18 protein-coding genes and 3 pseudogenes are annotated in these 23,526 nt (G+C 68.7%); 15 read left to right on the forward strand and 6 right to left on the reverse strand.

Going from position 1 to position 23,526, the window contains the following annotated elements; genetic code table 11:
* Together VE614_RS26435 and VE614_RS26440 are read left to right on the forward strand one after the other, a co-directional pair.
* Positions 1-120, forward strand: a pseudogene (locus tag VE614_RS26435) (chorismate synthase); the annotation flags it as partial.
* Positions 120-230, forward strand: a pseudogene (locus VE614_RS26440) (shikimate kinase); the annotation flags it as partial. The pseudogenes VE614_RS26435 and VE614_RS26440, both read left to right, overlap by 1 nt.
* Before the next feature lie 5 nt (positions 231-235).
* Here VE614_RS26440 and VE614_RS26445 read toward each other — a convergent pair.
* Positions 236-1,573 carry a PP2C family protein-serine/threonine phosphatase gene (locus tag VE614_RS26445; protein WP_324942432.1) on the reverse strand — a complete coding sequence of 446 codons (1,338 nt, stop codon included), beginning with the start codon at positions 1,571-1,573 and terminating at the stop codon, positions 236-238.
* A 223-nt stretch (positions 1,574-1,796) separates the two neighbouring features.
* Positions 1,797-1,967 carry a hydrophobic protein gene (locus tag VE614_RS26450; RefSeq protein ID WP_324942219.1) on the reverse strand — a complete coding sequence of 57 codons (171 nt, stop codon included), beginning with the start codon at positions 1,965-1,967 and terminating at the stop codon, positions 1,797-1,799.
* A gap of 137 nt (positions 1,968-2,104) precedes the next feature.
* Here VE614_RS26450 and VE614_RS26455 point away from each other — a divergent pair, with 137 nt between their 5' ends.
* From VE614_RS26455 to VE614_RS26480, 6 genes are all read left to right on the forward strand, one after another.
* Positions 2,105-2,278, forward strand: a complete 174-nt coding sequence (locus VE614_RS26455; RefSeq protein ID WP_324942223.1) for a CsbD family protein — start codon at positions 2,105-2,107, stop codon at positions 2,276-2,278.
* A gap of 123 nt (positions 2,279-2,401) precedes the next feature.
* Positions 2,402-3,292 carry a YihY/virulence factor BrkB family protein gene (locus VE614_RS26460; protein WP_324942226.1) on the forward strand — a complete coding sequence of 297 codons (891 nt, stop codon included), beginning with the start codon at positions 2,402-2,404 and terminating at the stop codon, positions 3,290-3,292.
* Positions 3,293-3,608: 316 nt separating this feature from the next.
* The gene (locus VE614_RS26465) at positions 3,609-5,333 is read left to right on the forward strand and encodes a SpoIIE family protein phosphatase (protein ID WP_324942229.1); all 1,725 of its coding nucleotides are present in this window, start codon (positions 3,609-3,611) and stop codon (positions 5,331-5,333) included.
* A 444-nt stretch (positions 5,334-5,777) separates the two neighbouring features.
* Entirely contained in the window at positions 5,778-5,927 is a 150-nt protein-coding gene (locus tag VE614_RS26470) for a hypothetical protein (protein ID WP_324942232.1), read from the forward strand.
* Between the two features lie 310 nt (positions 5,928-6,237).
* Positions 6,238-7,278, forward strand: a complete 1,041-nt coding sequence (locus tag VE614_RS26475; RefSeq protein ID WP_324942235.1) for an acyl-CoA desaturase — start codon at positions 6,238-6,240, stop codon at positions 7,276-7,278.
* A 316-nt stretch (positions 7,279-7,594) separates the two neighbouring features.
* Positions 7,595-8,575 carry a YihY/virulence factor BrkB family protein gene (locus tag VE614_RS26480; RefSeq protein ID WP_324942434.1) on the forward strand — a complete coding sequence of 327 codons (981 nt, stop codon included), beginning with the start codon at positions 7,595-7,597 and terminating at the stop codon, positions 8,573-8,575.
* A 657-nt stretch (positions 8,576-9,232) separates the two neighbouring features.
* Here the strand turns inward: VE614_RS26480 and VE614_RS26485 are convergent.
* From VE614_RS26485 to VE614_RS26495, 3 genes are all read right to left on the reverse strand, one after another.
* A complete protein-coding gene (locus tag VE614_RS26485; RefSeq protein ID WP_324942238.1) occupies positions 9,233-9,772 on the reverse strand; it encodes an EF-hand domain-containing protein in 540 nt (179 codons plus the stop codon).
* Between the two features lie 194 nt (positions 9,773-9,966).
* The gene (locus tag VE614_RS26490) at positions 9,967-11,046 is read right to left on the reverse strand and encodes a methyltransferase (RefSeq protein ID WP_324942241.1); all 1,080 of its coding nucleotides are present in this window, start codon (positions 11,044-11,046) and stop codon (positions 9,967-9,969) included.
* 108 nt (positions 11,047-11,154) lie between these two features.
* On the reverse strand, positions 11,155-11,952 hold the full coding sequence (locus VE614_RS26495; protein WP_324942244.1) for a phenylalanine 4-monooxygenase: 798 nt from the start codon (positions 11,950-11,952) through the stop codon (positions 11,155-11,157).
* Positions 11,953-12,302: 350 nt separating this feature from the next.
* Here VE614_RS26495 and VE614_RS26500 point away from each other — a divergent pair, with 350 nt between their 5' ends.
* Together VE614_RS26500 and VE614_RS26505 are read left to right on the forward strand one after the other, a co-directional pair.
* A complete protein-coding gene (locus VE614_RS26500) occupies positions 12,303-13,700 on the forward strand; it encodes a pyridoxal-dependent decarboxylase (RefSeq protein WP_324942247.1) in 1,398 nt (465 codons plus the stop codon).
* A 69-nt stretch (positions 13,701-13,769) separates the two neighbouring features.
* Positions 13,770-15,092, forward strand: a complete 1,323-nt coding sequence (locus tag VE614_RS26505; RefSeq protein ID WP_324942250.1) for an NAD(P)/FAD-dependent oxidoreductase — start codon at positions 13,770-13,772, stop codon at positions 15,090-15,092.
* Between the two features lie 37 nt (positions 15,093-15,129).
* Here the strand turns inward: VE614_RS26505 and VE614_RS26510 are convergent, their stop codons facing one another.
* Positions 15,130-16,146 carry a class I SAM-dependent methyltransferase gene (locus VE614_RS26510; RefSeq protein WP_324942253.1) on the reverse strand — a complete coding sequence of 339 codons (1,017 nt, stop codon included), beginning with the start codon at positions 16,144-16,146 and terminating at the stop codon, positions 15,130-15,132.
* 396 nt (positions 16,147-16,542) lie between these two features.
* Here VE614_RS26510 and VE614_RS26515 point away from each other — a divergent pair, with 396 nt between their 5' ends.
* The 5 genes and pseudogenes from VE614_RS26515 (at position 16,543) to VE614_RS26535 (ending at position 23,509) form a co-directional block, all read left to right on the forward strand.
* Positions 16,543-18,237, forward strand: coding sequence for a carbamoyltransferase N-terminal domain-containing protein (locus VE614_RS26515; RefSeq protein WP_324942255.1), 1,695 nt, complete (start codon positions 16,543-16,545; stop codon positions 18,235-18,237).
* A 214-nt stretch (positions 18,238-18,451) separates the two neighbouring features.
* Positions 18,452-19,219, forward strand: coding sequence for a hypothetical protein (locus VE614_RS26520; protein ID WP_324942258.1), 768 nt, complete (start codon positions 18,452-18,454; stop codon positions 19,217-19,219).
* A 72-nt stretch (positions 19,220-19,291) separates the two neighbouring features.
* Positions 19,292-19,549 (forward strand): annotated as a pseudogene (locus VE614_RS33810) (RICIN domain-containing protein); the annotation flags it as partial.
* Between the two features lie 76 nt (positions 19,550-19,625).
* Positions 19,626-21,932: a beta-L-arabinofuranosidase domain-containing protein gene (locus VE614_RS26530; protein ID WP_324942261.1), complete on the forward strand. Its 2,307-nt coding sequence runs from the start codon at positions 19,626-19,628 to the stop codon at positions 21,930-21,932.
* 155 nt (positions 21,933-22,087) lie between these two features.
* Entirely contained in the window at positions 22,088-23,509 is a 1,422-nt protein-coding gene (locus VE614_RS26535; RefSeq protein ID WP_414719656.1) for a non-reducing end alpha-L-arabinofuranosidase family hydrolase, read from the forward strand.
* Positions 23,510-23,526: the final 17 nt, after the last annotated feature.

Here is a 23,526-nt window from a genome sequence, read left to right on the forward strand (position 1 = left end):
GCCGAGGCGATGGTCGCGCTGGTGCTGGCGGACGCGGTGGCGGAGAAGTTCGGCGGGGACAGCGTCACCGAGACCCGCCGCAACGTGCGGTCGTACCTCGACAACCTGCACATCCGATGAGCACGGGTCCTGTCGTCGTCCCGGTCGGCCCGATGGGCGTCGGCAAGTCCACCGTCGGGCGGTTGGCCGCCGAACAGCTCGGGGTCGGCTGCCGGGACACCCACGGCGACACCGCTCACGGCGCTCGCTTCTGTCCGTGGTACGGGTCTGAGGCGGGCTGGAGGGGCTGAGGGGTGTGGATGCCGACGAGATCCGCTGCCTTGGCGGTGGATGCGGCCGGGCCGAGCCATTCGCACAGCAGGATGGTGGCATCGTCGCGGAGGCGTCCGTCATGGTGCCGCAGGACAGCGCGGGTGAGGCGGCGCAGGGTCTCGGGGACGGGCAGACCGTCTGCCTGGTGGCGCAGGATGAAGTCGGTGAACCGCTCCAGGCCGAACTCGGCGCCGCCGGCTGTGCGGGCTTCGGTGATGCCGTCGGTGTACAGCACGATCCGGTCCCCCGGCTCCAGCCGCTCACGGCAGACGGTGGCCTTCAGGCCCAGGCCGGTGCCCATGGGGTGGGCGGGGCGGCTGGAGAGAACCGTATGCCCGCGGTTGCCGCGGATCAGGATCGGCGGGTGGTGACCGCGGTTGACCCAGGACAGCACACCGGTGGAGGTGTCCAGGTCGGCCTGGATACCGGTGACGTAGCGCTGCTGCCCGTACTGCTCGATGAGCGCTTCCTCGATCCGTTCGGTGATCTCCACCAGCCCGGCCCCATGACGGCGGCTGTTACGGCAGGTGGCCATCGCCAGGTTGGCACTCAGCCCGGCCGCCGTGTCATGGCCCATGGCGTCGAAGATCGCCAGATGTACCACGTCACCGGCAGTGGAGTAGTCGAAGGCGTCCCCGCTGGTCTGGTAAGCCGGTTCCATTGAAGCCGAGATCACGACTCGGCCGTCCGCATACGAGTGCGGCTGCATCAGGTGCCACTGCATCTCGGCGGCGATGTTCATCGGCCCGCTCCGCGTCAGACGGGCGAAGGAGTCACTGCTGCCGTGCTTGCTGTGCACGATCAGCGCCACCAGCGAGGCCAGACGGCTCATGTCCTCCCTGGCCCGTTCGTCGTCCATCTCGGCGGTGACCCGCAGCACGCCCAGGCGCTCGGCACCGTTCAGCAGCGGCACCCACCACTGCCCGGCCACCGTCCGGCCCCGTCCCGGTCCGGGCCGCGCCGGATCGCCCGGCACGATGTGACCGAGCTGGTAGGCCCGTCCCGCCAGGGTGCCCTCCATCCTCAGCTCGGCGTCCTCGCCGCCCGTTTCCTGTCCGGCGTCCAGGCCCTTGCCGGTCAGCAGCCGAAGCACCCTGCGCTGCAGGTCACCCAGGTAGATCAGCACCTGGGAGAAACCCGCCGCCCGCGCGTGCTCGGCCGTGTTCGCCGGCAGCGACTCCAGTGGCATCAGGTGGCTGGCGGCCAGCAGCCCGGTCAGCATTCGCCGCCCGCCGGCATCCCGATCCGCGTCACTCACCAGAGCACCCCTTTCTGCCTCGGCCCCCATTCGCGCATGGGCGCGCACGGGCTTCGTTTGCCCGGTTACTCCTCTCCCGCACCCATACGGGCCGCGTACTCCCTCACGGCGCTCAGGGGGACACCGCTTACGGATCGGCCCCGATCACCTGTGCGTCCGGCACGCGCACGGGGCCCGGCCGACATGTCGGCCGGGCCCCGTGACGAGGGGACGTGTGCGGGTCAGATCACCATCGGTACCAGCGGCCTCGGCCACCACCGGCCGTGGTGGAACGCATGACGAAGCCGAGAAGCCACAGCACCAGGACGACGACAGCAACCCACCAGAGGATCTTGACGGCGAACCCGGCGCCGAAGAGGAGCAGTGCGAGAAGCAGAACAAGCAGCAAAGGGACCATGTCTATCAACCTCCTGCACGCTCGTCTGTCCCGCAAATCTTCCGTCATTCGTACATGACCCTTCGTTTATGGAAGGAACGCCGGGGCACAAGCGGGTTACCGCGACAGCGGAAAGATCTATCAGGAGGTGCTCTTCCATGACTGCCGACGAGAAGGCCAAGGCGAAGATCGAGCAGGCGGAGGGCAAGGCCAAGGAAGCCCTGGGGAACGCCACCGGCAACGACCGGATGGCCGCTGAGGGACAGGCGGAAAAGAGCACGGGCGATGTCCGCGAGGCCAAGGAAAAGGTCAAGGACGCGTTCAAGCGCTGACCACGCTCCCCACCGAAAATCTGAAAAAAGGGGCCTGCCCGGAGTAATTCCGGGCAGGCCCCCTTTCGGCGGCATCACCGCCTTTCCCCCGTACGCTGACCCGAAGGCGGGAACATCCGCGTCATGGATGACGGAGACGGTCACACGGCTCGATGGTGGGCGGCACTGCGCCGGACGCCGGTGGCCGTCTGGAACGACGACGTCACGGACTGGGCCGCTGCGCTGACCTATTACGCGGTCCTGGCCCTGTTTCCCCTGCTGCTGGTGATCCTCTCGATCCTGGGTCTGACCATGCCCACGGCCAAACCCGAGATCATCGACCGCATGTCGCAGGCCGCTCCGGTCGCGTCCCGCGTCCTGCTGCGCAGCACGCTGCGGGAGATGGCCGGACAGTCGTCAGCCGCGTGGACGCTGATCTTCTTCGGAGGAGCGGGAGCCCTGTGGTCGGGATGCAGCTATCTGAGCGTCTTCCGCCGGGCGTTGCACGCCATGCACCAGGTCAGCGCGCACCGGCCGGTCTGGCGCACCGCTCCGCGCGTCCTCGCCACGGCCCTCGTCCTGATCTCCCTGCTTCTCACGTCGACCCTCGCGTTGTTTCTGACCGGCAGCCTGGCCCGGCGTCTGGGCCGGGTGATGCATCTGGGTACCGGGCCGCAGGACGCCTGGTACACACTGCGGTGGCCGGTCGTGGCCGTGGTCGCCGTCGCACTGGTGCTCGTCCTGTACCGTTCGGGCCCGGCGTCCTCCCGCCCCGTCAGGAGGATGGCGCCCGGCGGCGCACTGGCGGTGATGCTCCTGCTGGCCGCTTCGCTCGGCTTCGCCTTCTACACCTCCCACGTCGGCACCTATCACCGCCTGTACGGCTCACTGGCGGGCGTCGTGGTCTTCCTGGTCTGGCTCTGGCTGTCCAACCTGGCTCTTCTGGTCGGCGCCCAGTTCAACGCAGAGCTTGCGAAGCCGGTGCAGGAGGAACTGTGCGAGGAGAAGGAGACGGTCGCCGTCACGTCCAGGTAGGCACCTGACCACCGCCCCAGGTGCCATGGACGCGGCGCGCGTTCCGCTCCGCTGCGGGCACACGCCACCCTGTGTGGGCGACGCACACCAGCGCCTCTCGCGGCGTATCCGACCTGCTGAGGGCCGCCACGGGCCGACCGGCCTCGGGAACCGCAGGTCGGACGCCTTCTCAGCGGCCTCCGGGAAGGGCCCGGGGAGTACGACTGGAGGACAGAGGGCGCTGTGGTCCGGCTCGCGCCGCCGGTGCCTCGTACCACCGTGCGGGCGGACACGGGCCGGGAGAGCATCGAAGAGAGGCGACCTGGTGGAGGATCCGGTGCTCAGTGAGGCGGAAGACGAGGTATGGCGGTTCGCGGCCGAGCGGGATTTCTGGTGGCAGGTCGTCGGCCGGCTCGGCGTGGCCCTGATCGTGGCGGACACCGCTGGACGCGTCGTCGCGGTCAACCCGGCGGCCGAGCAGCTGGTGGGGCGCACCGCCGAGGCGATGCGTGGTGAGGACGTACACGATCTGCTGCACGGGGACGCGGACGGTGGCAGTCTTCCGCAGGATCAGTGCCGACTGCTCCGAGCGCTGGGCGGGAGGAGCGCGGCACGCGGGGAGGGCGGCGGTTGCCGGCGGCGGGGAGACGGCCGCCTGGTGAAGATCGCCTGGACCGTCTCGCCCTTGACGGACAGCGGCTCCGTCACAGGCATGGCCGTCCTGTTCACGGATGCCACCGGGGAGCGCGGCGTCCGTCGGGAACGAACGGCCCGCACCCGTGCGCTGGAGGATCTCACCGAGCGACTGACCCTGGTCGCGGAGATCACGGACATACTCGGGCAGACGTTGGAGACCGACGAGGCTCTGGCCCGTCTGGGCCTCCTGCTGGTACCCCGCCTCGCCGACTGGGCGGCAGTGGATCTCCGGACCGGTACCGGGGAGGTTCAGCGTGTGGCGGTGACCGGTCCCGGGGGCCGGGAAGCCGCATTCGAGGGCCGGCAGGAGCGTCTCCCCGAGGACGATGTGGTGGGGGGCTCGCCCTTGGTCCAGGTACTGACCGGCGGTGATCCCGTACTCCAGGGACCGGTGGAAGCCACCGCGCCGAGCGGCGGCGAGTCGTCCTTGGACTCCTTCCACACCGACTTCCTGAGGGCCATCGGCGCGACGTCCGCCGTCACGGTGCCACTCGGCGCCGAACGAGGGATCACCGGGGCGCTGACGGTGGTGCGCACCGACCCCGTACATCCCTTCGACCCCGCTGACCTGGAGGTGGTGGGCGACATCGGTCGCCGGGTCGGCCTGGTGATCGACAACGCCCGCCGGTTCGGCCGTCAGCGTGCCGTCGCCGAGGCCATGCAGCGCAACCTGCTCGCACCGCTGCCCCGGCACGGCCGTCTCCGGCTGGCCGCCCGCTACCAGCCCGCCCCCGCCGGCTCCCAGGTCGGCGGCGACTGGTACGACGCGTTCGCGCTGAAGGACGGCACGCTCGCGCTGGTCATCGGCGATGTCGTGGGCCACGATCTGACGGCGGCGGCCGGAATGGCGCAACTGCACGGCATCCTGCGCTCGCTGGCCTGGGACCACACCGGTCCGCCCGGTGCCGTCGTCGGCCGTCTCGACGCCGCCATGCCCGTCATCACCACCGTCCCGCTGGCCACCCTGGTCCTCGCCCAGGTCGAAGGCGACCCGGACACCGGGCCGTGGACGCTCCGGTGGACCAGCGCGGGACATCCGCCTCCCCTTCTGCTCACCACGGACGGAACGGCGCGCTACCTGGAGGCCGGCCAAGGACTCCTCCTCGGTGCCGGCCCGGTCGCCGACGCGAGCCGGCCGAACGCCACAGAGCCCCTGCCGCTGGGCTCCACCCTGCTGCTGTACACCGACGGCCTGATCGAGACTCCGGGCAGCGACCTCGACACGGGCCTGAGCCGGCTGCGCCGGGACGCCCTCGCGCTCGCCCAGGAACCACTGGACGCGCTGTGCGACCAGGTGCTCGCCCGCATGCCTCCCGGCAGCTCCGACGACGTGGCCCTCCTCGGCCTGCGCATGCCGCCGTCGTAAGGAGCGTGGCGTTCAACTCCCGGGAACCGTCGACGGGTGACGGCCCGGGCGGGGTCTTCCGAACGAAGGTCGTCACGGACCGTGACTCCACTTTCACTCTCCGAGGAGTAGACTGAGGAGACCGAGGGCACCAAGCACGCCGGTAACGACCGGCGCACCCCCGGTGCCCATCGGTGGCTCATCGCCCGGGACGGTTCCCGCATCCGCCGCCGCCCCGCCGTCCCCCCTCCCGGTCCGGACGAGCACTGCCACAACCGGCGGTCACCGCAGACCGGCAACCGCCGCGTACGCCCTCCTTTCCCGCTCTCTCTGCTTCGCCCCACGAGCGGGGACTCCCATGGCCACGGCAGCAGCCGATCAATCGGCGGCGCCCTCCGGGAGTTCTCGCCTCGGCCAGGAGAGAGAAGGGGAAAGGCCCCCCGCCCCGAGGCCGAGGAGCCTGTCGTGCCCGACCCACCAGCACACGACACGGTGCCGACCGGGGGGCGGATCACGCCATCGGCTGCCACGACCCGTCTCCTCGAACGCCTCGGCTGGGTGACCGAGGTCCGCCGGCCCACCCCGAACCGCCGCGCCGCCCGTCGGCTCGCCTGAGCCGAACCACGCCTCACCCACCGACTCGTCAGAGAGAAGCCCGTGATCACCACCGCACCGGCCACACCACCCGCTCTTCCTCCCGCGTCTCCGGCATCACCCGTCACCAGCAGAAGGACCGGTCGTGAAGACCCCGACCGCGACCGAGTGAGATCCGCCCGGTGGGGAACCCGGCTCGTTCCGAGGGCTTGTGGTACGGCCGGCTGACCCCGCGGACGCGCCGTTCGGTGCGGTGTCCGCCACCACCGGTCTCAAAGGCTCCCAGGGCGGCTCCAAGGCCACCGGCCCACCTCGCAGAGAGTTTCACACCATGACCAGTGTCACGGTCCACGCCCCTCGTTCCGAAAGCTCCGGCAGCGACTTCGCCCGGCTGTCGAGAAAGATCGCGGATGCCGGACTGCTGGGGCGCCGCCCCGGCTATTACACGTTCCGGATCACCGCGGTGGGCGGGCTCTACGCCACCGGATGGATCGCCTTCGCACTCGTCGGCCGCTCCTGGTGGACGCTGGCGGTCGCCGCCTTCCTCGCCATCGTCTTCGGACAAGTGGCCCTGGTCGCCCATGACGTGGCCCATCGTCAGGTGTTCCGCCGACGCCGGGCCAGCGAGGTGTCCGGACGGATCGCCGGAGCGAGCATCGGGATGGGGTACGGCTGGTGGCAGGACAAGCACACCCGTCACCACGCCAACCCCAACAATGAGGACCTCGACCCCGACGTCGACCCCAACCTGCTGGTCTGGTCCCAGGACCAGGCCCGCGCCGCCACGGGACTCCCCCGCCTCATCGGCCGCTGGCAGGCGTTCCTGTTCTTTCCCCTCCTCACGCTGGAGGGCTTGAACCTGCACGTGTCGAGCGGGAGGGCGGTCGCCAACCGCTCGCTCAAGCACCGGGTGCTCGACGGCGTCCTGTTGTCCGCGCACTGCGTGGCGTTCCTGACGGCCCTGTTCTGGGTCCTGCCGCCCGGCATGGCGATCGCCTTCCTCGCCGTCCACCAGGGCCTGTTCGGGCTCTACCTCGGTTCCCTCTTCGCTCCCAACCACAAGGGCATGCCGATCATCAAGAGCGGGGACCGTCCGGACTTCCTGCGCCGTCAGGTGCTCACCTCACGCAACGTGAACGGCGGCTGGTTCACCGACATCGCACTGGGCGGGCTGAACCACCAGATCGAACATCACCTCTTCCCCAGCATGCCCAGCCCCAACCTGCGCAAGGCCCGGACCCTCGTCCGGCACCACTGCGAGGAGCTGGGCGTGGACTACCTGGAGACCGGGCTGGTCGCCTCCTACCGACAGGCACTCACCAGCCTCCACCAGGCAGGAGCCCCCCTCCGGCACAACCGCGCACACGCCTAGGGCGTATCGATCACTGGCCTGTCGGCCTCGACCGTGCACCGCATCCCGGTCCGACAGCACGAGCACACCGCCGCTGCCTTCTGGCCGTGGGCCCAGGAGTTCTTCGGGACCACGGCATCGCCATCGAACCCGTGCTGACCGACAACGGCTCCTGCCACAAGTCCAAGTACACCTGGGAGCGCGGGCGACCGGGTCGGCACGGCCACAGCGCGTCCGCTGCGCCGCGAGGTGCGGAGGGTCCTGGCGCCTCGTGCAGGGGCTTCGCTGCTGGATGCCTCCGCTCTCGCCCTGGGTACGCTGGGAGTAGGTGTTCTTCATGGATTGGCTGCCGAGGCTGCCTGGCATCGCACGGCTGAGGCGTACGCACGTGTGGCGGGCGTTCGAGCGGCTGGTCACGGTCCACTGGGCACGGCTCGCAGCCGCCATCGCCTTCACGAGTTTCGTCGCCCTCTTTCCGCTGATCACCGTGGGCGCGGCGATCGGCGCCAAGCTGCTGAGCGAGGACCAGCTCGGGAAACTCCAGGACAAGATCGCCGACCAGGCGCCGGGCCTTTCGGACCTGCTGGACCTGGACAGTCTCGTCGCGCATGCCGGAGCCGTCGGCCTCATCGCGGGCATGCTGCTGCTCGTGATCGGGGTCAACTGGGTCGGCGCCCTGCGCGGGTGCCTGCGCGCGGTGTGGGAGGAGGAACAGGACCCGGGGAATCCGATCCTGCTGAAGATCAAGGACACCGGGGTGCTGGTCGGTCTCGGCGTGGTCGGGCTCCTCGCGATCGGCAGTTCGGTGTTCGCGAATATCGCGGTTGGCTGGGCCGCCGACAAGGTCGGGATGGAGGGCGGGGTGGGACGGGCCCTGCTGTTCTTCGCGGGTCTGGCCATCGCCCTGCTGGTCGATTTCCTGCTGCTGGTCTACCTGCTTACCCGGCTGGCGCGGGTGCATCCCCGTCGGCGTGCGGTCGTGGTGGCCGGTCTGATCGGTGCGGTCGGCTTCGAACTGCTCAAGTGGTTGCTGACCGGCTATCTGCAGGGTGTCGCGGGGAAGAGCATGTACGGCGCTTTCGCCGTGCCGGTCGCCGTTGTGTTGTGGATCAACCTCATGGCCAGGCTGCTGCTGTACTGCGCCGCCTGGACAGCGACAGAGAGCGAAATGGCGGTACGGTCCGGCGAGACAGCCGAGGGTGAGGGCCCGCAGCCCGGGATCAGCCCCGCAGCCGGCGACGCATCACAGCGGGCGCCGGCCGACAGCGGCGTACCGACAGCACCGCACCGCACGCCGCCTCCAGCACACGGCCCGTGATCCGGGCGCGGTAGCTGCGGCGGGTATGAGATTCGAACTCGTGAGAGTCCGCCCCCACGTGCTTTCTGAGCCGAACGCCCTCGTCGACAGCCTCCGCGTGGGGAACTACGGCCCTCAAGCCGTCGACCAGGGGAGCAATACTTGACCGCCGACACGAACCACTCTGACTCATGACCCGCGTCGCTCATCGCGACGACTCCTTCCCGCTGGCCCTCGCACTGAAGGCCCGCTGCGCCGCCGTCCCGGAGATCGTGAAAAAACTGACCACCAAGACTGGCAGGAACCCGGACAGCACCCCCGCGGTCGCCTCCGTTCACCGGGCGCTCGCCGAACCTCGCGCGCGAGGAGCTGCGGAAGACCGCACGGCCGGCGGTGGCCGACACCACCAGCACGACCGAGTTCTTCGACCGGTCGGCCGCCGCCGGCCTGCTGATCCGTAAGCGCGTGGCCCGTGAAGACGCACTCGGACGACGACGCCGAAGTGTCCCGTTTCATCGTCTGGGTCGAGGATCGTGGCCGGTGATGGACGGGAGTCGACCCTCGTACGTCCCATCCGGGCATCCGGCGACCCAGGGTGCGCCGGCCCGCTTCCCGCACGTCCGGGCGCCCGCCCGGCCAGAGGCCGGGCGGGCGCCCGTGTGTCGCTGCGGCAGCAGGTCAGCCGCGGATGCGGCCGAAGATCGGGGTGCTCGGCGCGGCGGGGTCGTCGCTGAGGTAGTACTCGCGCATCGCCGTGCGGTACTCGGTGCGGGACACCTGTCCGTCACCGTCCTGGTCCAGCCCCGCGACGGCCTGGTTCATGTCGGACTGCGGCACGCCGTAAGCGCGCAGCATGCGGCTGACCTCGTCACGGCTGAGGACGCCGTCCCCATCGGCGTCCGCGAGGTTGAATTCGGCGTCGAGGGCCTCGTCGATGACCTGCATGAACCTGTTCTGCTGAGCGTCGGCGAAGGCCGTCTCGAACTCCTGCTTCGTGACCTGGCCGTCGCCGTCGCTGTCGGCCAGCTCAGCGAGCCTCTGCCAGCACTTGGTGTAGGTGTTGCGGACTTCGGCGGCGGCCGGCGACGCCTCGTCGAACGACCGGACGAGGCGCTCAGCAATGCGCTCGAAGTCGTCCGCGGTGATGACGCCGTTGCCGTCCTCGTCGATCGCGTCGAAGACGCGGTGAGACTTGTGCAGGATCGCGGTGGCAACCATGACGGTACCTTTCCATGGGCTACGTGGGGGCGACGCGAACCAGGAAATCACGGTCCGCACGCAAGCGAACACGCTCCGTGCTCAGTGAGTCCATGCAATCACGGAGTCTCATGAGCCGCATCCGGTGCGACACAAGTCGTCGGCGGTGTTTCCCGCTCAGCCAGCGAACATCGACAGGTGAACCGAGCACCCTCTCAAGCGAGGGTTACCTCCATCAGGCTGACCGGGGCCTGGGGCAGGTGGAGCGCATGAAGCCGCAGCCCAGCGTCGGCGTAGAGGTCTTCGAACTCCGCGCGGCTGCGGACCCGGGCACTTCCCATGCACATCTGGAACAGGTCGACCGTGCGGCCCATGTGGAAGCGGTGCCCCGACGAGCTGGCGTCGGTGCCGCGGTCCACCAGACAGTCGAGGACCAGGACCCGTCCGTAGGCGGGGAGGGCCGCGGCCACATTGCGCAACAGCCGCACCGCGCGTTCGTCGTCCCAGTCCATCAGCACGAACGACAGCAGATAGGTGTCGCCACCCTCGGGCACGGCCTGGAACATGTCACCCCCCACCACGGCACAACGCTCCGCCAGCCCCGCGTCCGCGAGCGCCCGCCGGGCGTCGGGGACGGTGGCCGGCTGGTCGAACAGCGTGCCGCTGATGTGCGGGTGTGCGGTGAGGATGGCGGTCAGCACCTGTCCCAGGCCGCCGCCGACGTCGACGATCCGGCGTACCTCCCGGTAGTCATAGGAGAGCGCGGTGGGGATCTGGAGAGCCTTGGCCACCGACACCATCCCGGCGTCGAACACAAGCCGCGCCTCAGGCCGGCCGTGCAGCCAGGTCCAGTAATGGTCGGTCCCGAGGACGTTCTTGATGGGGGCGGCGCCGGTGGTGACCGCATGCTGGAGCTGCTCGAAGACGCGCCACATCCACGGCTCGCTCTGCAGCACCGCGAGGTCTCGCATGGACTGGGGATGGTCGGTGCGCAGATGCTGCCCCAGTTCGTCGAGGGCGAAGACGCCGGGCGAGACCTCACGGACGACCCCGACACCGGTCAGCGATCTCAGCAACCGGAGCAGTCCTTGGGGATCGCAGTCGCTTCGGGCTGCCAGATCGTCCGCGGTCCGCTGCCTGCCGGCGAATGCGTCCGCGATACCCAGGCGTGCGAACGCGCCCACGGCCTGCCCAATCCAGAACCCCAGGGTGATCTCCACCAGCCGCACCGCAGCTGGATCGTGAACATGTGCTCCGCCATCGTGTGACCGACTTCCGACATTCGTGATGATCATCGGTTCGCCACCACCTCCCGCCACGCATCGACCATGAAGCCGAATTGGAATTCACCTTTGACGGCCAGCCGCCACCGACACCCCAGCCTTACCCGTAGATGTTTTATTTCAAGCACGCGCCAAGAAGGAGCGGATCTCGTCAGCCATCTCATCGATGGATTGTGCGATGAACAGCTTGCCTTGATAAGTGGAGATGTCGTAATCCGATTCGATCATTCTCTGAATGGAGAATTTCTCGACCCGACAGGTGTCGATCTTGGCGAGTTCTCCGCTCGACGACAGGAGAGCCGCCCCGTACGCTTTGGCCCGGCCGTCCTCCTGCACAAGCCCTGTCTCCATCGTGAACCAGAAGACCTGGCTGATTGCCTGGAGTTCCTGCTCGCTGGTGACGTTGTTCGCGACTTTGCCGAACAGCCGGTAAAGATCGGCGAACAGCGGGTCGGCCAGCATGACGACGTGCCCGACAAGCTCGTGCAGCATGTCGGGCTCAGGGCTGTAGTGGGGCCGGCTGGGGCAGCGCAGGTACATGGTCGTCGAGAAGATGTCGTCGGCGAAGCGCCCGTAGAACTCCTTGGCCGGGGCCAGCCCGTCGACCGGGAGCAGCCGGAACCCCGTGAGGCTGTCGAGGCGTTGCCCGAGGTCGTCGATCCTGGGCGTGTGGGTGACGGGCAGCGGCAGTCGCTCCTTGGCCCGGAGGTAGCGCGAACTGGCGACGCGGGGGTGAAGGGCGTTGAGCCTCGACGCCATCGTGGCCCACAGCAGGTCTTCCTCGGCGCTGTAAGTCACCGGGTGCGAGTTGAGCCCGCCCGCCCTGCGGATCGCCTCCGCAATTTCTTTCCTGCGCCGGGTGCAGGGCTCATCAAGTCGCCCACCCGCATGCACATGGTGCTCACTCGCACGACTCATGGCTGGCCGCCGACCCCGTTCCACTGGTTTCAGGTCCTTGCGAACGAATATATTTCCCGCTCAGGGCGCTCGCTGGAAGGATCTCACGTCGGCGATCCGACTTCCTCATCAGTCGACCGAATAGAGTGAACTTCACCGCCCCGGACCCGGGTTTCGCGCCATCCCTGCTTGACTGGAGAACCGCGGTCATTCGCGCGGAGGTTGCCGAGCGCTATGAAATGAAAAACCTTCCGGCCTCTGACGGGAGGCGGGCCGCGAATGTGCGCCAGGCCATTTGGAGTACGGTGTCGGGAAACAGTGACGTGCGTGGGCATATGACGCCGGATGAGTTCCGTCGTTACGGTCGGCAGGTGATCGACCGGATCGCCGCCTACCAGGAGAAGATCGAGTCGTACCCGGTGAGATCGGGGGTCGCACCGGGTGAAGTGCTGGAGGCACTGCCGCAGAGCCCACCGGAGACCGGCGAGGGGTTCGAGGGGGTGCTGGCGGACCTGGACCGGGTGCTGCTGCCGGGCGTCACGCACTGGCAGCATCCTTCGTTCTTTGCGTACTTCCCGGCCAACGCCAGCGGCCCGGCGATTCTGGGCGACCTTCTCTCGTCCGGGCTGGGCGTTCAGGGCATGCTGTGGGCGACCAGTCCGGCCTGCACCGAGCTCGAGACCCGTGTGATGGACTGGCTGGTGCAGCTGCTGGGGCTGCCGGACACGTTCCGGGGCAACGGCGTCATCCAGGACTCGGCGTCCAGTGCTTCGCTGGTGGCGGTCGTCGCGGCGCTGCACCGAGCCGGCGGTGGGAAGCCGGGGCGGGACGGCATCACCGCGCGGTACACGATCTACACCAGCTCACAGACCCACTCCTCGCTGGAAAAAGCCGCACGGATCTGTGGAATCGGCACGGCTGCCGTGCGGGTGGTGGACGTCGATCAGCGGAGCCTGGCGATGGACCCGGCCTGCCTGGAGAGGATGATCGCCCAGGACCGCGCGGCCGGCGCCGTTCCGCTGCTGGTATGCGCAACCGTCGGCACCACCTCCACCACCGCGATCGACCCGGTGCCCGAGATCGGCGCGGTGTGCCGCCGCAACAACGTCTGGCTGCACGTGGACGCCGCCTATGCGGGCGTGGCGGCGGTGTGCCCGGAACTGCGGTGGCTCAACGACGGACTGGCTCAGTACGCCGACTCCTACGTCACCAACCCGCACAAGTGGATGCTCACCAACTTCGACTGCACCGCGCTGTGGGTGGCCGACCGCGCACCGCTGGTGGGCGCGCTCTCGGTCCTCCCCGAGTACCTGCGCAACCAGGCCACCGCCTCGGGCGAGGTCATCGACTACCGCGACTGGCAGATCCCGCTCGGCCGCCGCTTCCGAGCGCTCAAGCTGTGGTCGGTGATCCGCTGGTACGGCGCGCAGGGGCTGCGGGCTCACATCCGCAGCGGCATCGGCCTGGCGCGGCAGCTGGCGGGGTGGATCGAGGCCGACACGGCATTCCACCTGCACCCGCACCACCCGCTGGGCCTGGTCTGCTTCCGCCCGCTGTGGCCTCAGCTGCCCGACACCGAGGCGGACGCCGCCACCCTGCGGGTGATGCAACGGCTCAACGACTCCGGCGACCTGTACCTCACCCACACCAAGGCCGGCGGCCGGGTCCTGCTGCGCATGGCCATCGGCGCGCCGTGCACGGAGCAGCGGCATGTGCGACTGGCCTGGGACCGGATCACCGCCGCGGTGGCCGCCGAGGCCGCACCCTGACCCCCGGCGAGGCAACCGAGCCGCTTCGCACCGCACGCCTGAACCTCGGCCGACCCTTCAGGAGCACGCATGCACGACGTGATCATCATCGGCGGTGGCATCTCCGGCGCCACCGCCGCCCGCGAACTGGGGACAGCAGGGCACTCCGTGGTGCTGCTGGAAGCGCGCGACCGCCTCGGGGGACGCACCTGGACCAGCACCTTCCCCGACACCGGCACACCTGTCGACCTCGGCGGCATGTGGCTGGGCCGCCGTGACACCTTCCGCCACATCTACGCCGAAGCCGATCGCTATCGACTGCCCGTCGTCCAGAGCCCCAGCACGACCGTCAGCAGCCTGGTCGTCGACGGTGTTCGCCACACCGACCCGCAGGCCCTGCCTCCCGGCTACGGCGCCGAAATCGATGAGGCCGTCCGGCGCATCACCGAAACCGCCCAGGCCGCCCACCCCCACCTCCACGACCCCGACCGCACCCGTCCCCTCGACGTGTCGGTCCGGCAGTACCTGACCACGCTCGGCCTGTCCGCCCCAGCGCTCGCCACCCTCAGTCAACAGGCGTCGGTGCACTACGGGGCCCCCGCCGACGAGATCTCCGCCCTGTACCTCCTCGGCGAGATCGCCACCCGCTACACCCCGTTCGCGCAGCAGACGCTGGCCCTCGATGTCCTCGACAGCTTCCGTGACGGGACGAAGGCCCTCCTGGACGCCCTCATCGCCGACGCCGGCGCCGAGGTCCACCTCTCCTCACCCGTTCGCCGTGCCACCCGGACCGCCGACCACGTGGAGGTCATCACCGAGGCCGCCGAGCGATTCCTCGCTCGCACCGCGATCGTCGCCACTCCGCTGAACTGCTGGCGGGGCATCGACTTCCACCCGGCCCTGCACCCCGCGAAGCAGGCCGTCACCTCCCAGGGGCACGCCGGTCACTTCGCCAAGGTCTGGCTGCTGGCCGAGGGACTGCCCGAGCCGCACTTCTTCGCCGCAGGCAGCCCGGACGGATTCCAGTGGATCCGCACCGAAAGGGTCACCGACCAGGGCAGCCTGCTCACCGGCTTCGGCGACCCCGTGGCCTCCCCCGACCTGTACACGCTGGGCGGGGCACAAAAGGCCCTGGCCGCCTACGCGCCCGCGGCCCGTGTCACAGCGGTGCACAGCCACGACTGGAACCACGACCCTTACGCGCGCGGCACCTGGATCGCCTACCGCCCCGGCTGGCTCACCACACACGGGCCCGCCATCAGCGCCCCCGAAGGCCGCATCGCCTTCGCCGGAGGCGACACCTCCACCAGCTTCAACGCCCTGTGGATGGACGGCGCCGTCGAAACCGGCATGCGGGCCGCCGCCCACACTCGCGCTCTGCTGGAAGACCCCGTCGCCACTCCTCATGTCTGATGCGGCGCGGAGCGAGCCCGATCCGAGTGCTCGGCGCTCAGCGGACGCCGGGCCCCGGTCCGTCGCCGAACGGCAGCAGATTGCCCGCGATACGGGGTACGCAGCGGTCGAGTCCGGCGCCCCGACCCGCGATGACCTCGAAGCCGGTCGGCCGCAGCCGCAACTCGATCAGCCGCAAACGGTCGAGGTTCCCCAGCTCGCGGATGCGGTCCCGCAGGGCCGGTCGGTCGACGAGGTCCTCGGGGCGTACGAACACTGCGCCACCGTCGGTTTCCGCTCGTTTGCCCGCGAGATCGACGAGGCCGATGCCGCCCGGGTGGTAGACCCGGTCCGCGGCCAGCCAGGTCACGGGCAGGCCCGCGAACAACTCGGGCATGTCGGCGAAGCGCATCGGCAGGACAACAGGGTTGAGGTAGGCGTCGGCGTCCGCGACGTCCTGTTCGGCCGCGCTGAGCGGGGTACCGGTCCAGCCGACGGGGAAGCCATAGTCCGCGAGGGACAGTTCGAGTCCGAGGTCACGGATGGTGGCGAGCCCGTCCTGGTGGCTGCCGGACGGCGTGAGCAGTTGCACGAGCTCCCGGTCCAGCATCCGGCTGTGTTCACCGACCGCGTCGTACAGCCACAGATGGATCAATCCGTCGTCCGCCATGTGCTCGGTGAGCCACTGCAACCCGGCCCGCGGCGAGGGGAGATGGTGCAGGACTCCGCAGCAGACCACGAGGTCGAACCGGCGCCGCAGATCCAGTTCGGGCATGCTGCCGTGCACGAGTTCGACGTTGGTGATCCCGTACCACTCGGCGCTCCGCCGCGCGATCTCGATGGAGCGGCGGCAGGCGTCCACCCCCGTGAACCGGGCCCGGGGGTAACGCCGGGCGAGTGCCAGCAGGATGGAGCCGGTTCCGCACCCGGCGTCGAGCACCTCCCAGCCCTCCAGTTCCGAGTCGCGCAGAACGAAGGGGAGTTGGTCGGCGATCATGTCCATGAGCGGAGCGTCCTCGGCCGGGGACGGGAAGGGAAATTCCTCGTAGAGGCTTGCGACGTCGCTTGTCGTCATGTCGGGTCCCACACCTTCCTGCTGTCGGATTCGAAGTGCCGTACCAGAAAGCGCCAGGGTTTCCCGGAGCCTGCCGGGCAGCCTAAACCAGGCCCTTCAACCGCCACAGAAATGGGCTCGGAACAGCACGAAATCCGGGTCACGGTATTCGGCCAGTCGGACGAATCCGGCAGTTCCGAAACTTTAAGTACCTGCTCACGGGCACACCGCTACAGGCTCCCGCTCATCATGTCATCGCAGTTCAGCACCCTGAAGCGGCCCGCTGCCCAGATTCTCGGAAAACGGGGAATTCGTGACCCGTTCTTGAGTGAGGCCTGACCATCCCGTGACCCGCCTCCTCGCCGATGAGGCGTGCATGCTCAGACGAAACACCTCAGAGAAGAGAGACTGTAAGCAATGCTGATCTGCGGGCTGAAGCTCACCCATGACGGCGGGGTTGCCGTCATCGAGGACGGCACGTTGTTGTGCAGCATCGAGATGGAGAAACTGGACGGCAATCCGCGCTTCCAGCCGCTGGATCGGTTGGAGGTCGTCGAGGAAGTCCTGGCCGGGCAGGGCGTGAGACTGCGCGACATCGATGCCTTCGTCGTCGACGGGTGGATGGCGGCACCGGGCGAGCCCGCACCGGTGCTGCGGGAAGTCACGAACCACGGGCGGCCCTTGGCGCTCGAGGTCGCGCCGTACAGCGAGGAGGACGGCCCCGCCGGGCCGGCACTGAGCCGCTACGAGTTCGACGGCATGCCGCTGGGCGACAGCGTCGTCCGGTACGCCAGCTACCATCACGTGACGCAGCATGTGCTCGGCGCCTACTGCACCAGCCCGTTCGCCGCCCGCGGCGAGTCCGCACTGGCGATGGTCTGGGACGGCGGCACCGTCCCCCGGCTGTACCGGGTGGACACCGCCCCGTTCCGGGTCCGGAGCCTGGGGCCCCTCTTCCCCGTCTACGGAAACGCCTTCGCCGACTACTGCGCCCAGTGGGACCCGTTCCGCTCCGCGGCGGCGGCGGCGGCGCGACAGGACGCACAGGAGGTCAGCAACGCCGCAGTACCCCGGAACCTCGATGTGGCCGGCAAGGCGATGGCGTATGCCGCCCTGGGACGGGACGAGCCGGACCTGTACCGAGTTTTCGCCACCCGACTGGACCGCATTCCACTCACGTTCGACACCGGGATCGAGTTGGCCGAGTGGTGCCGCGACCACCGTGCCGCGGTATGGCCGGGCGGCTCGGACGCCGACTTCATCGCAACGTTCCAGGGCTATCTCGGCGCCAGGCTGCTGACCGCGCTGCGCGAGCGCGTGGCGGAACTCGCGCCTGACGTACGCAGCCCTAATCTGTGCCTGTCGGGCGGGTGCGCCCTCAACATCAAGTGGAACAGTCTGATCAGGTCCAGCGGTCTCTTCCGCGAGGTATGGATTCCGCCATTTCCGAACGACTCCGGCGCCGCGATCGGCACGGCGGTCGCGGAAATGGTGTGTCAGGAGAGCAGAACCGCCCTGGACTGGGACGTGTTCCGCGGCCCCCGGCTGCTGCCGGTGACCGACGTGCCGGGGTGGACATGGGAGCCATGCGACGCCGCCGGGCTCGCCAAGGTGCTCCACGAGACCGCGGAGCCGGTCGTGGTCCTCAACGGCCGGGCCGAGCTGGGGCCCCGCGCGCTCGGCGCCCGCAGCATCCTCGCCCCGGCCACCGACCCCAAGACGAAGGACCGGCTCAACGTCATCAAGGACCGCGCCGACTACCGTCCGGTCGCCCCCATCTGCCTGGAACACCGGGCACCCGGGATCTTCTCCCCCGGCTGTCCGGACCCGTACATGCTCTTCGATCACGCGGTGCGCCCCGGGTGGCACGAAAAGATCCCGGCCGTCGTCCACCTCGACGGCACGGCCCGGCTGCAGACCGTGACCGAGCGCGACAACCCGCTGCTGGCGACGGTGCTCACGGAGTACGAGCGGCTCAGCGGCGTACCGGTGCTGTGCAACACCAGTGCCAACGACAAGGGGTGCGGGTTCTTCCCCGATGTACGCGCGGCGGCCCGCTGGGGCCGCGCGGACCTGCTCTGGTCGGACGGGCGTCTGTACTCCCGCCGGTGACTGTGCGCAACACTGCCCGACTGCCCACCTGTCGCTGCCGTCCCCGGCCCGGCGCGGGCTCCGGCAGCGACAGGACTCCAGGCCGACGGCGCCGGAGGAACGTCCAGTTCACCCGGTCAGTGCTCCGGGCGAAACCGATCGTGTTCCCCGTCCAGTTGGTGGTGTCGGCCGGTCCGCTGGGCCGATCGCCGTGACGAGGGTGCGATTGTTCGACATGGCGAACAACCTGCGGAACTTCGAGCAGAAGATAGGTTTGGGCCGTGGTTCCGTCAATGTTTCCGACGAGTACCGTTCGGTGCATTTCGCGCCGCCCGGATATCGAAGAAGCCGCACTGTCACACACATTGACTTCCGCACGGGAAACCCTTTACGTTCGGCGCCGACCCCGTCCGGCAATTCGACCTACGTTCGGAATATCGGTCATCGCGTGCGAGAGCGGTCCCGCCTCCGGAAGGAACCCACCCCCCATGCCCCGAACCGCGCGCTTTCCAGGCGCGAGCCCTTCCCCAACCCCACCGCCTGGACACCGGACCTCGACGCCCTTGAGGTCCAGGCGGTGTTTCGCGTGGGGAAACCGCCCGTCCACGCGATGACTTCTGGAAAAGGACGGTTCTTGGACATCACCAGCCGACAGCTCGGCCGGCTCGCCGCGGTCGGCGCCGGGGCGCCCGTGCTGCCGGGCCTGCTGCCCCCGAGCAGAGCGGCGGCGGGCGTACCTCCGGCCGGCACATGGGGCGACCAGGGCGACGGCACCTACGTCAATCCCATCCTCCCGGGCGACTTCAGCGACTGGGACTGCATCCGGCGCACGCTCGGCGGCGCGGTCGACGATGTCACCCGGACCGGACCGGAGTTGAACCGGAACCGGATGAACAGCTTGGGACGTCGACAGGGTCAGCCGGTTCTCCTGCAGCCTCGGCGGAAGCGTCTTTCCCTCGTTCGGCGGCACCTACCAGCTCACCTGGGGCGGACACCGCGGTGACCGGGTCGGCCTCTGCACCTACAACCCGAACGGCACACCAGGGCGCCCACCAGGGTCCACACGTGCGTCAGCGTGCGCAACGGCACGGTCGCCGACGTCCACCGTGCGTCGAACGCGGATGGCGCCGCCGTCAACCGGTGGCCCGACACCGGCGCGTCGAACCAGCAGTGGGCCTTCCAGTCCACAGGGACGGCTACCACACCATCGCCTGTGTCCGCAGCGGCAAGGTGCTCGACAAGGCGGTCCTCGACGGCGGACGGCGCGGCGGTCGTACAGATGACCGCCGACGGCCGGACGAGCCAGCAGTGGCAGTTGCGCCCGCAGGCCGGGGGCGACTTCGTCCTGGTCAACCGCACCAAGGTGTCAACGACCAAGCAATCGCTCTCTCGTCATCGAAAGGTGCAAGATGTCTTCCTTCGTCAGCAGACGGCGCCTGCTGCAAGTAGCCGGGGCCACGGTCGCCGCATCTGCCACGGGATCCTTCATGGGCGCATCTCCCGCGCAGGCGGCCGTTCCTCCCGCAAGGGCCGACATAGGGGTCTTGGCGCACCCCTTCGAACTCGGCCAGGTCCGGCTCACCGCAAGCCGGTGGCTGGACAACCAGAACCGAACGCGGAACTATCTGCGGTTCGTCGATGTCGACCGGCTGCTGTACAACTTCCGCGCCAACCACCGGCTCTCCACCAACGGCGCCGCCGCCACCGGCGGCTGGGACGCACCGAACTTCCCCTTCCGCACCCACATCCAAGGGCACTTCCTCACGGCCTGGGCACAGCTGTACGCCGTGACCGGGGACACCGTCTGCCGGGACAAGGCCACCTACATGGTCGCGGAGCTAGCGAAATGCCAGGCCAACAACGGCGCCGCCGGTTTCAACGCCGGGTACCTCTCCGGCTACCCCGAGTCCGACTTCACCGCTCTCGAGCAGCGGACCCTGAGCAACGGCAATGTGCCGTACTACACCATCCACAAGACCCTCGCCGGCCTGCTGGACGTGTGGCGTCACATCGGCAGCACACAGGCCCGTGACGTGCTGCTCGCCCTGGCCGGATGGGTCGACCGGCGCACCGGCAGGCTGAGCGGCCAGCAGATGCAGGCCATGCTGCAGACCGAGTTCGGCGGCATGAACACCGTGCTGACCGACCTCTACCAGCAGACAGGCGACGCGCGGTGGCTCACCGTCGCCCAGCGGTTCGACCACGCCGCGGTGTTCGACCCCCTGGCGTCCGGCCAGGACCAGCTGGGTGGACTGCACGCCAATACCCAGGTGCCCAAGTGGATCGGGGCCGCCCGGGAGTACAAGGCCACCGGCACGACCCGGTACCGGGACATCGCCACCAACGCCTGGAACCTCACCGTCAACGCGCACACCTACGCCATCGGCGGCAACAGCCAGGCGGAGCACTTCCGCGCCCCGAACGCCATCGCCGGCTACCTGAACAAGGACACGTGCGAAAGCTGCAACACCTTCAACATGCTCACCCTCACCCGGGAGCTGTTCGCGCTGGACCCGAACCGGGTCGCGCTGTTCGACTACTACGAGCGGGCGTGGCTCAACCAGATGATCGGCCAGCAGAACCCGGCCGACGACCACGGCCACGTCACCTACTTCACTCCGCTCAACCCGGGAGGCCGACGCGGGGTGGGCCCGGCGTGGGGCGGCGGCACCTGGAGCACCGACTACGGCACCTTCTGGTGCTGCCAGGGCACGGGCCTGGAGATGCACACCAGGCTGATGGACTCCATCTATTTCCGCAGTGACAACACGCTGATCGTGAACCTGTTCGTGCCCTCGGTGCTCACCTGGTCGGAGCGCGGAATCACGGTCACCCAGACCACGTCGTACCCCGTCAGCGACACCACGACCCTGCAGGTCACCGGCAACGTCAGCGGAACCTGGGCGATGCGCATCCGCATCCCGGGCTGGACCACCGGGGCCACCATCAGCGTCAACGGCGTCGCGCAGAACGTCAGCACCACCCCCGGCGGCTACGCGACCCTGAGTCGCTCGTGGGTCTCCGGCGACACGGTCACCGTCCGCCTGCCCATGCGGATCGTCATGCGAGCGGCCAACGACAACGCGAACGTCGCCGCGATCACCTACGGCCCGGTGGTCCTGTCCGGCAACTACGGTGACTCCTCGCTCAGCTCCCTCCCGACGCTGAACACGGCCTCGATCACACGAACCAGCAGCAGTTCGCTCGCCTTCACTGCCACCGCCAACGGCTCCACCGTCAACCTGGGCCCGTTCCACGACGCGCACGGCCACAACTACACCGTCTACTGGAACGCCAGCGGCACCTTCCGTCTGGTCAACGTGGGCAGCGGTCTCGTGCTGGGCATCCAGAACATGTCCACGGCCGACGGTGGCCGCGCTCTGCAGTGGTCGGACAACGGCACCGCCGACCACGACTGGCACATGATCACCGACGGAAACGCGGTCCGCTTCCGCAATGCTCACAGCGGCAAGGTGCTCGGCGTCCAGGGCATGTCCACGGCAGCCGGCGCGACCGTCCTGCAGTGGTCGGACAACGGCACCGCCGACCACCGATGGACGCTGGTCGACCAGGCAGACGGAACCTACAAGATCCGCAACGAGAACAGCGGCAAGTTGCTCGCCATCGCGAACAACTCCACCGCTGTGGGTGCGTTCGCAGTCCAGGACTCGGACGACGGCACTGCCGACAACCGGTGGCGCGTCGTGAGGAACTAGACCTCCGCGGAAGCACATCCTGGTCGCTCTCCATCCTCCACCATGCTCGATCTCTCGACCTTCGTTCGATATCGAGAACAAAAGAGGTGGAGGTGTAGCACATCGACAGTCCGAACAGCCTCTGCCGAGGCCGTACGGAAACGCTCACTCAACGAATGAGGCCCGCATTGCGCAGACTACGATTCAGCCGCAGACATCTGTCCGTGGTGCTCGCGGCCCTGGTCGCGTCGGCGGCGACGCTCGTCGCCAATCCGGCTCAGGCGGCCACCACCGGCGCCGTGCGCGGTGTCGGTTCCAACCGGTGTCTCGATGTACCGGGTGCCGCCCAGACCGACGGCACGAACCTGCAGATCTGGGACTGCCACCGCGGGACCAACCAGCAGTGGACGCTGACGGACAACAACCAGCTGACGGTCTACGGCAACAAGTGCCTGGATGTCCCGGGCCACGCGACCACGGCCGGTACCCGGCCGGTGATCTGGTCCTGCAACGGCGGTACGAACCAGAAGTGGCGGGTGAACGCCGACGGCACGATCGTCGCCGTGGAGTCCGGGCTGTGTCTGGACGTCAGCGGCGGTGCTACGGCCAACGGCACGGCGGTGCAGCTCTGGAACTGCAACGGCGGCAACAACCAGAAGTGGACCGGCCTGTCCGGGACGCCCAACTCGTGTCCCCTTCCGTCGACATACCGATGGACGTCGACCGGTCCGCTGGCGCAGCCGGCGAACGGCTGGGTGGCGCTCAAGGACTTCACCACCGTGACGTACAACGGCCAGCACCTGGTCTACGCGACCGTCTCTGACGGATCGTCGTGGGGCGCGATGACGTTCCGGCCCTTCACGAACTGGTCGGACATGGCCTCGGCCGGCCAGACCAGGATCAGCGGATCCGCGGTGGCGCCCAAACTCTTCTACTTCGCGCCCAAGAAGATATGGGTGCTGGTCTCGAACGGGTGGGGTACCGCCTGGCCCTTCACCTACCGCACGTCGAGCGACCCCACCAACCCCAACGGCTGGTCCGCGCCGCAGGAGCTGTTCACCGGCAGCCTCCCCACCGGCGGCCCGATCGACCCGACCGTGATCGCCGACGACCAGAACATGTACCTGTTCTTCGCCAATGACAAGGGCGGCATCTTCAAGTCGACCATGCCGATCGGGAACTTCCCGAGCAGCTTCGGCTCGTCGTACACGACGGTCATGAGCGACACGGAGAAGAACCTGTTCGAGGCGCCGGAGGTCTACAAGGTCCAGGGCCAGAACCAGTACCTCATGATCGTTGAGGCTCGGGGTGCGACTGAGCAGCGCTTCTTCCGCTCGTTCACGGCCTCCGGCCTGAACGGTCCGTGGACCCCGCAGGCCGCCACCGAGAGCAACCCCTTCGCGGGCAAGGCCAACAGCGGTGCCACCTGGACCAACGACATCAGCCACGGTGACCTGGTCCGCAGCAACCCCGACCAGACCATGACCATCGACCCCTGCAACCTGCAGTTCCTCTACCAGGGCAGGGACCCCAACTCGAACGGCACCGACTACCTGAAGCTGCCGTACCGGCCGGGCCTGCTCACCCTGCAACGCTGACCTGCGCGCACATGATC

Origin of the sequence: Streptomyces sp., from assembly GCF_035645055.1 — a bacterium.
In the GTDB taxonomy this organism is placed as follows: domain Bacteria; phylum Actinomycetota; class Actinomycetes; order Streptomycetales; family Streptomycetaceae; genus Streptomyces.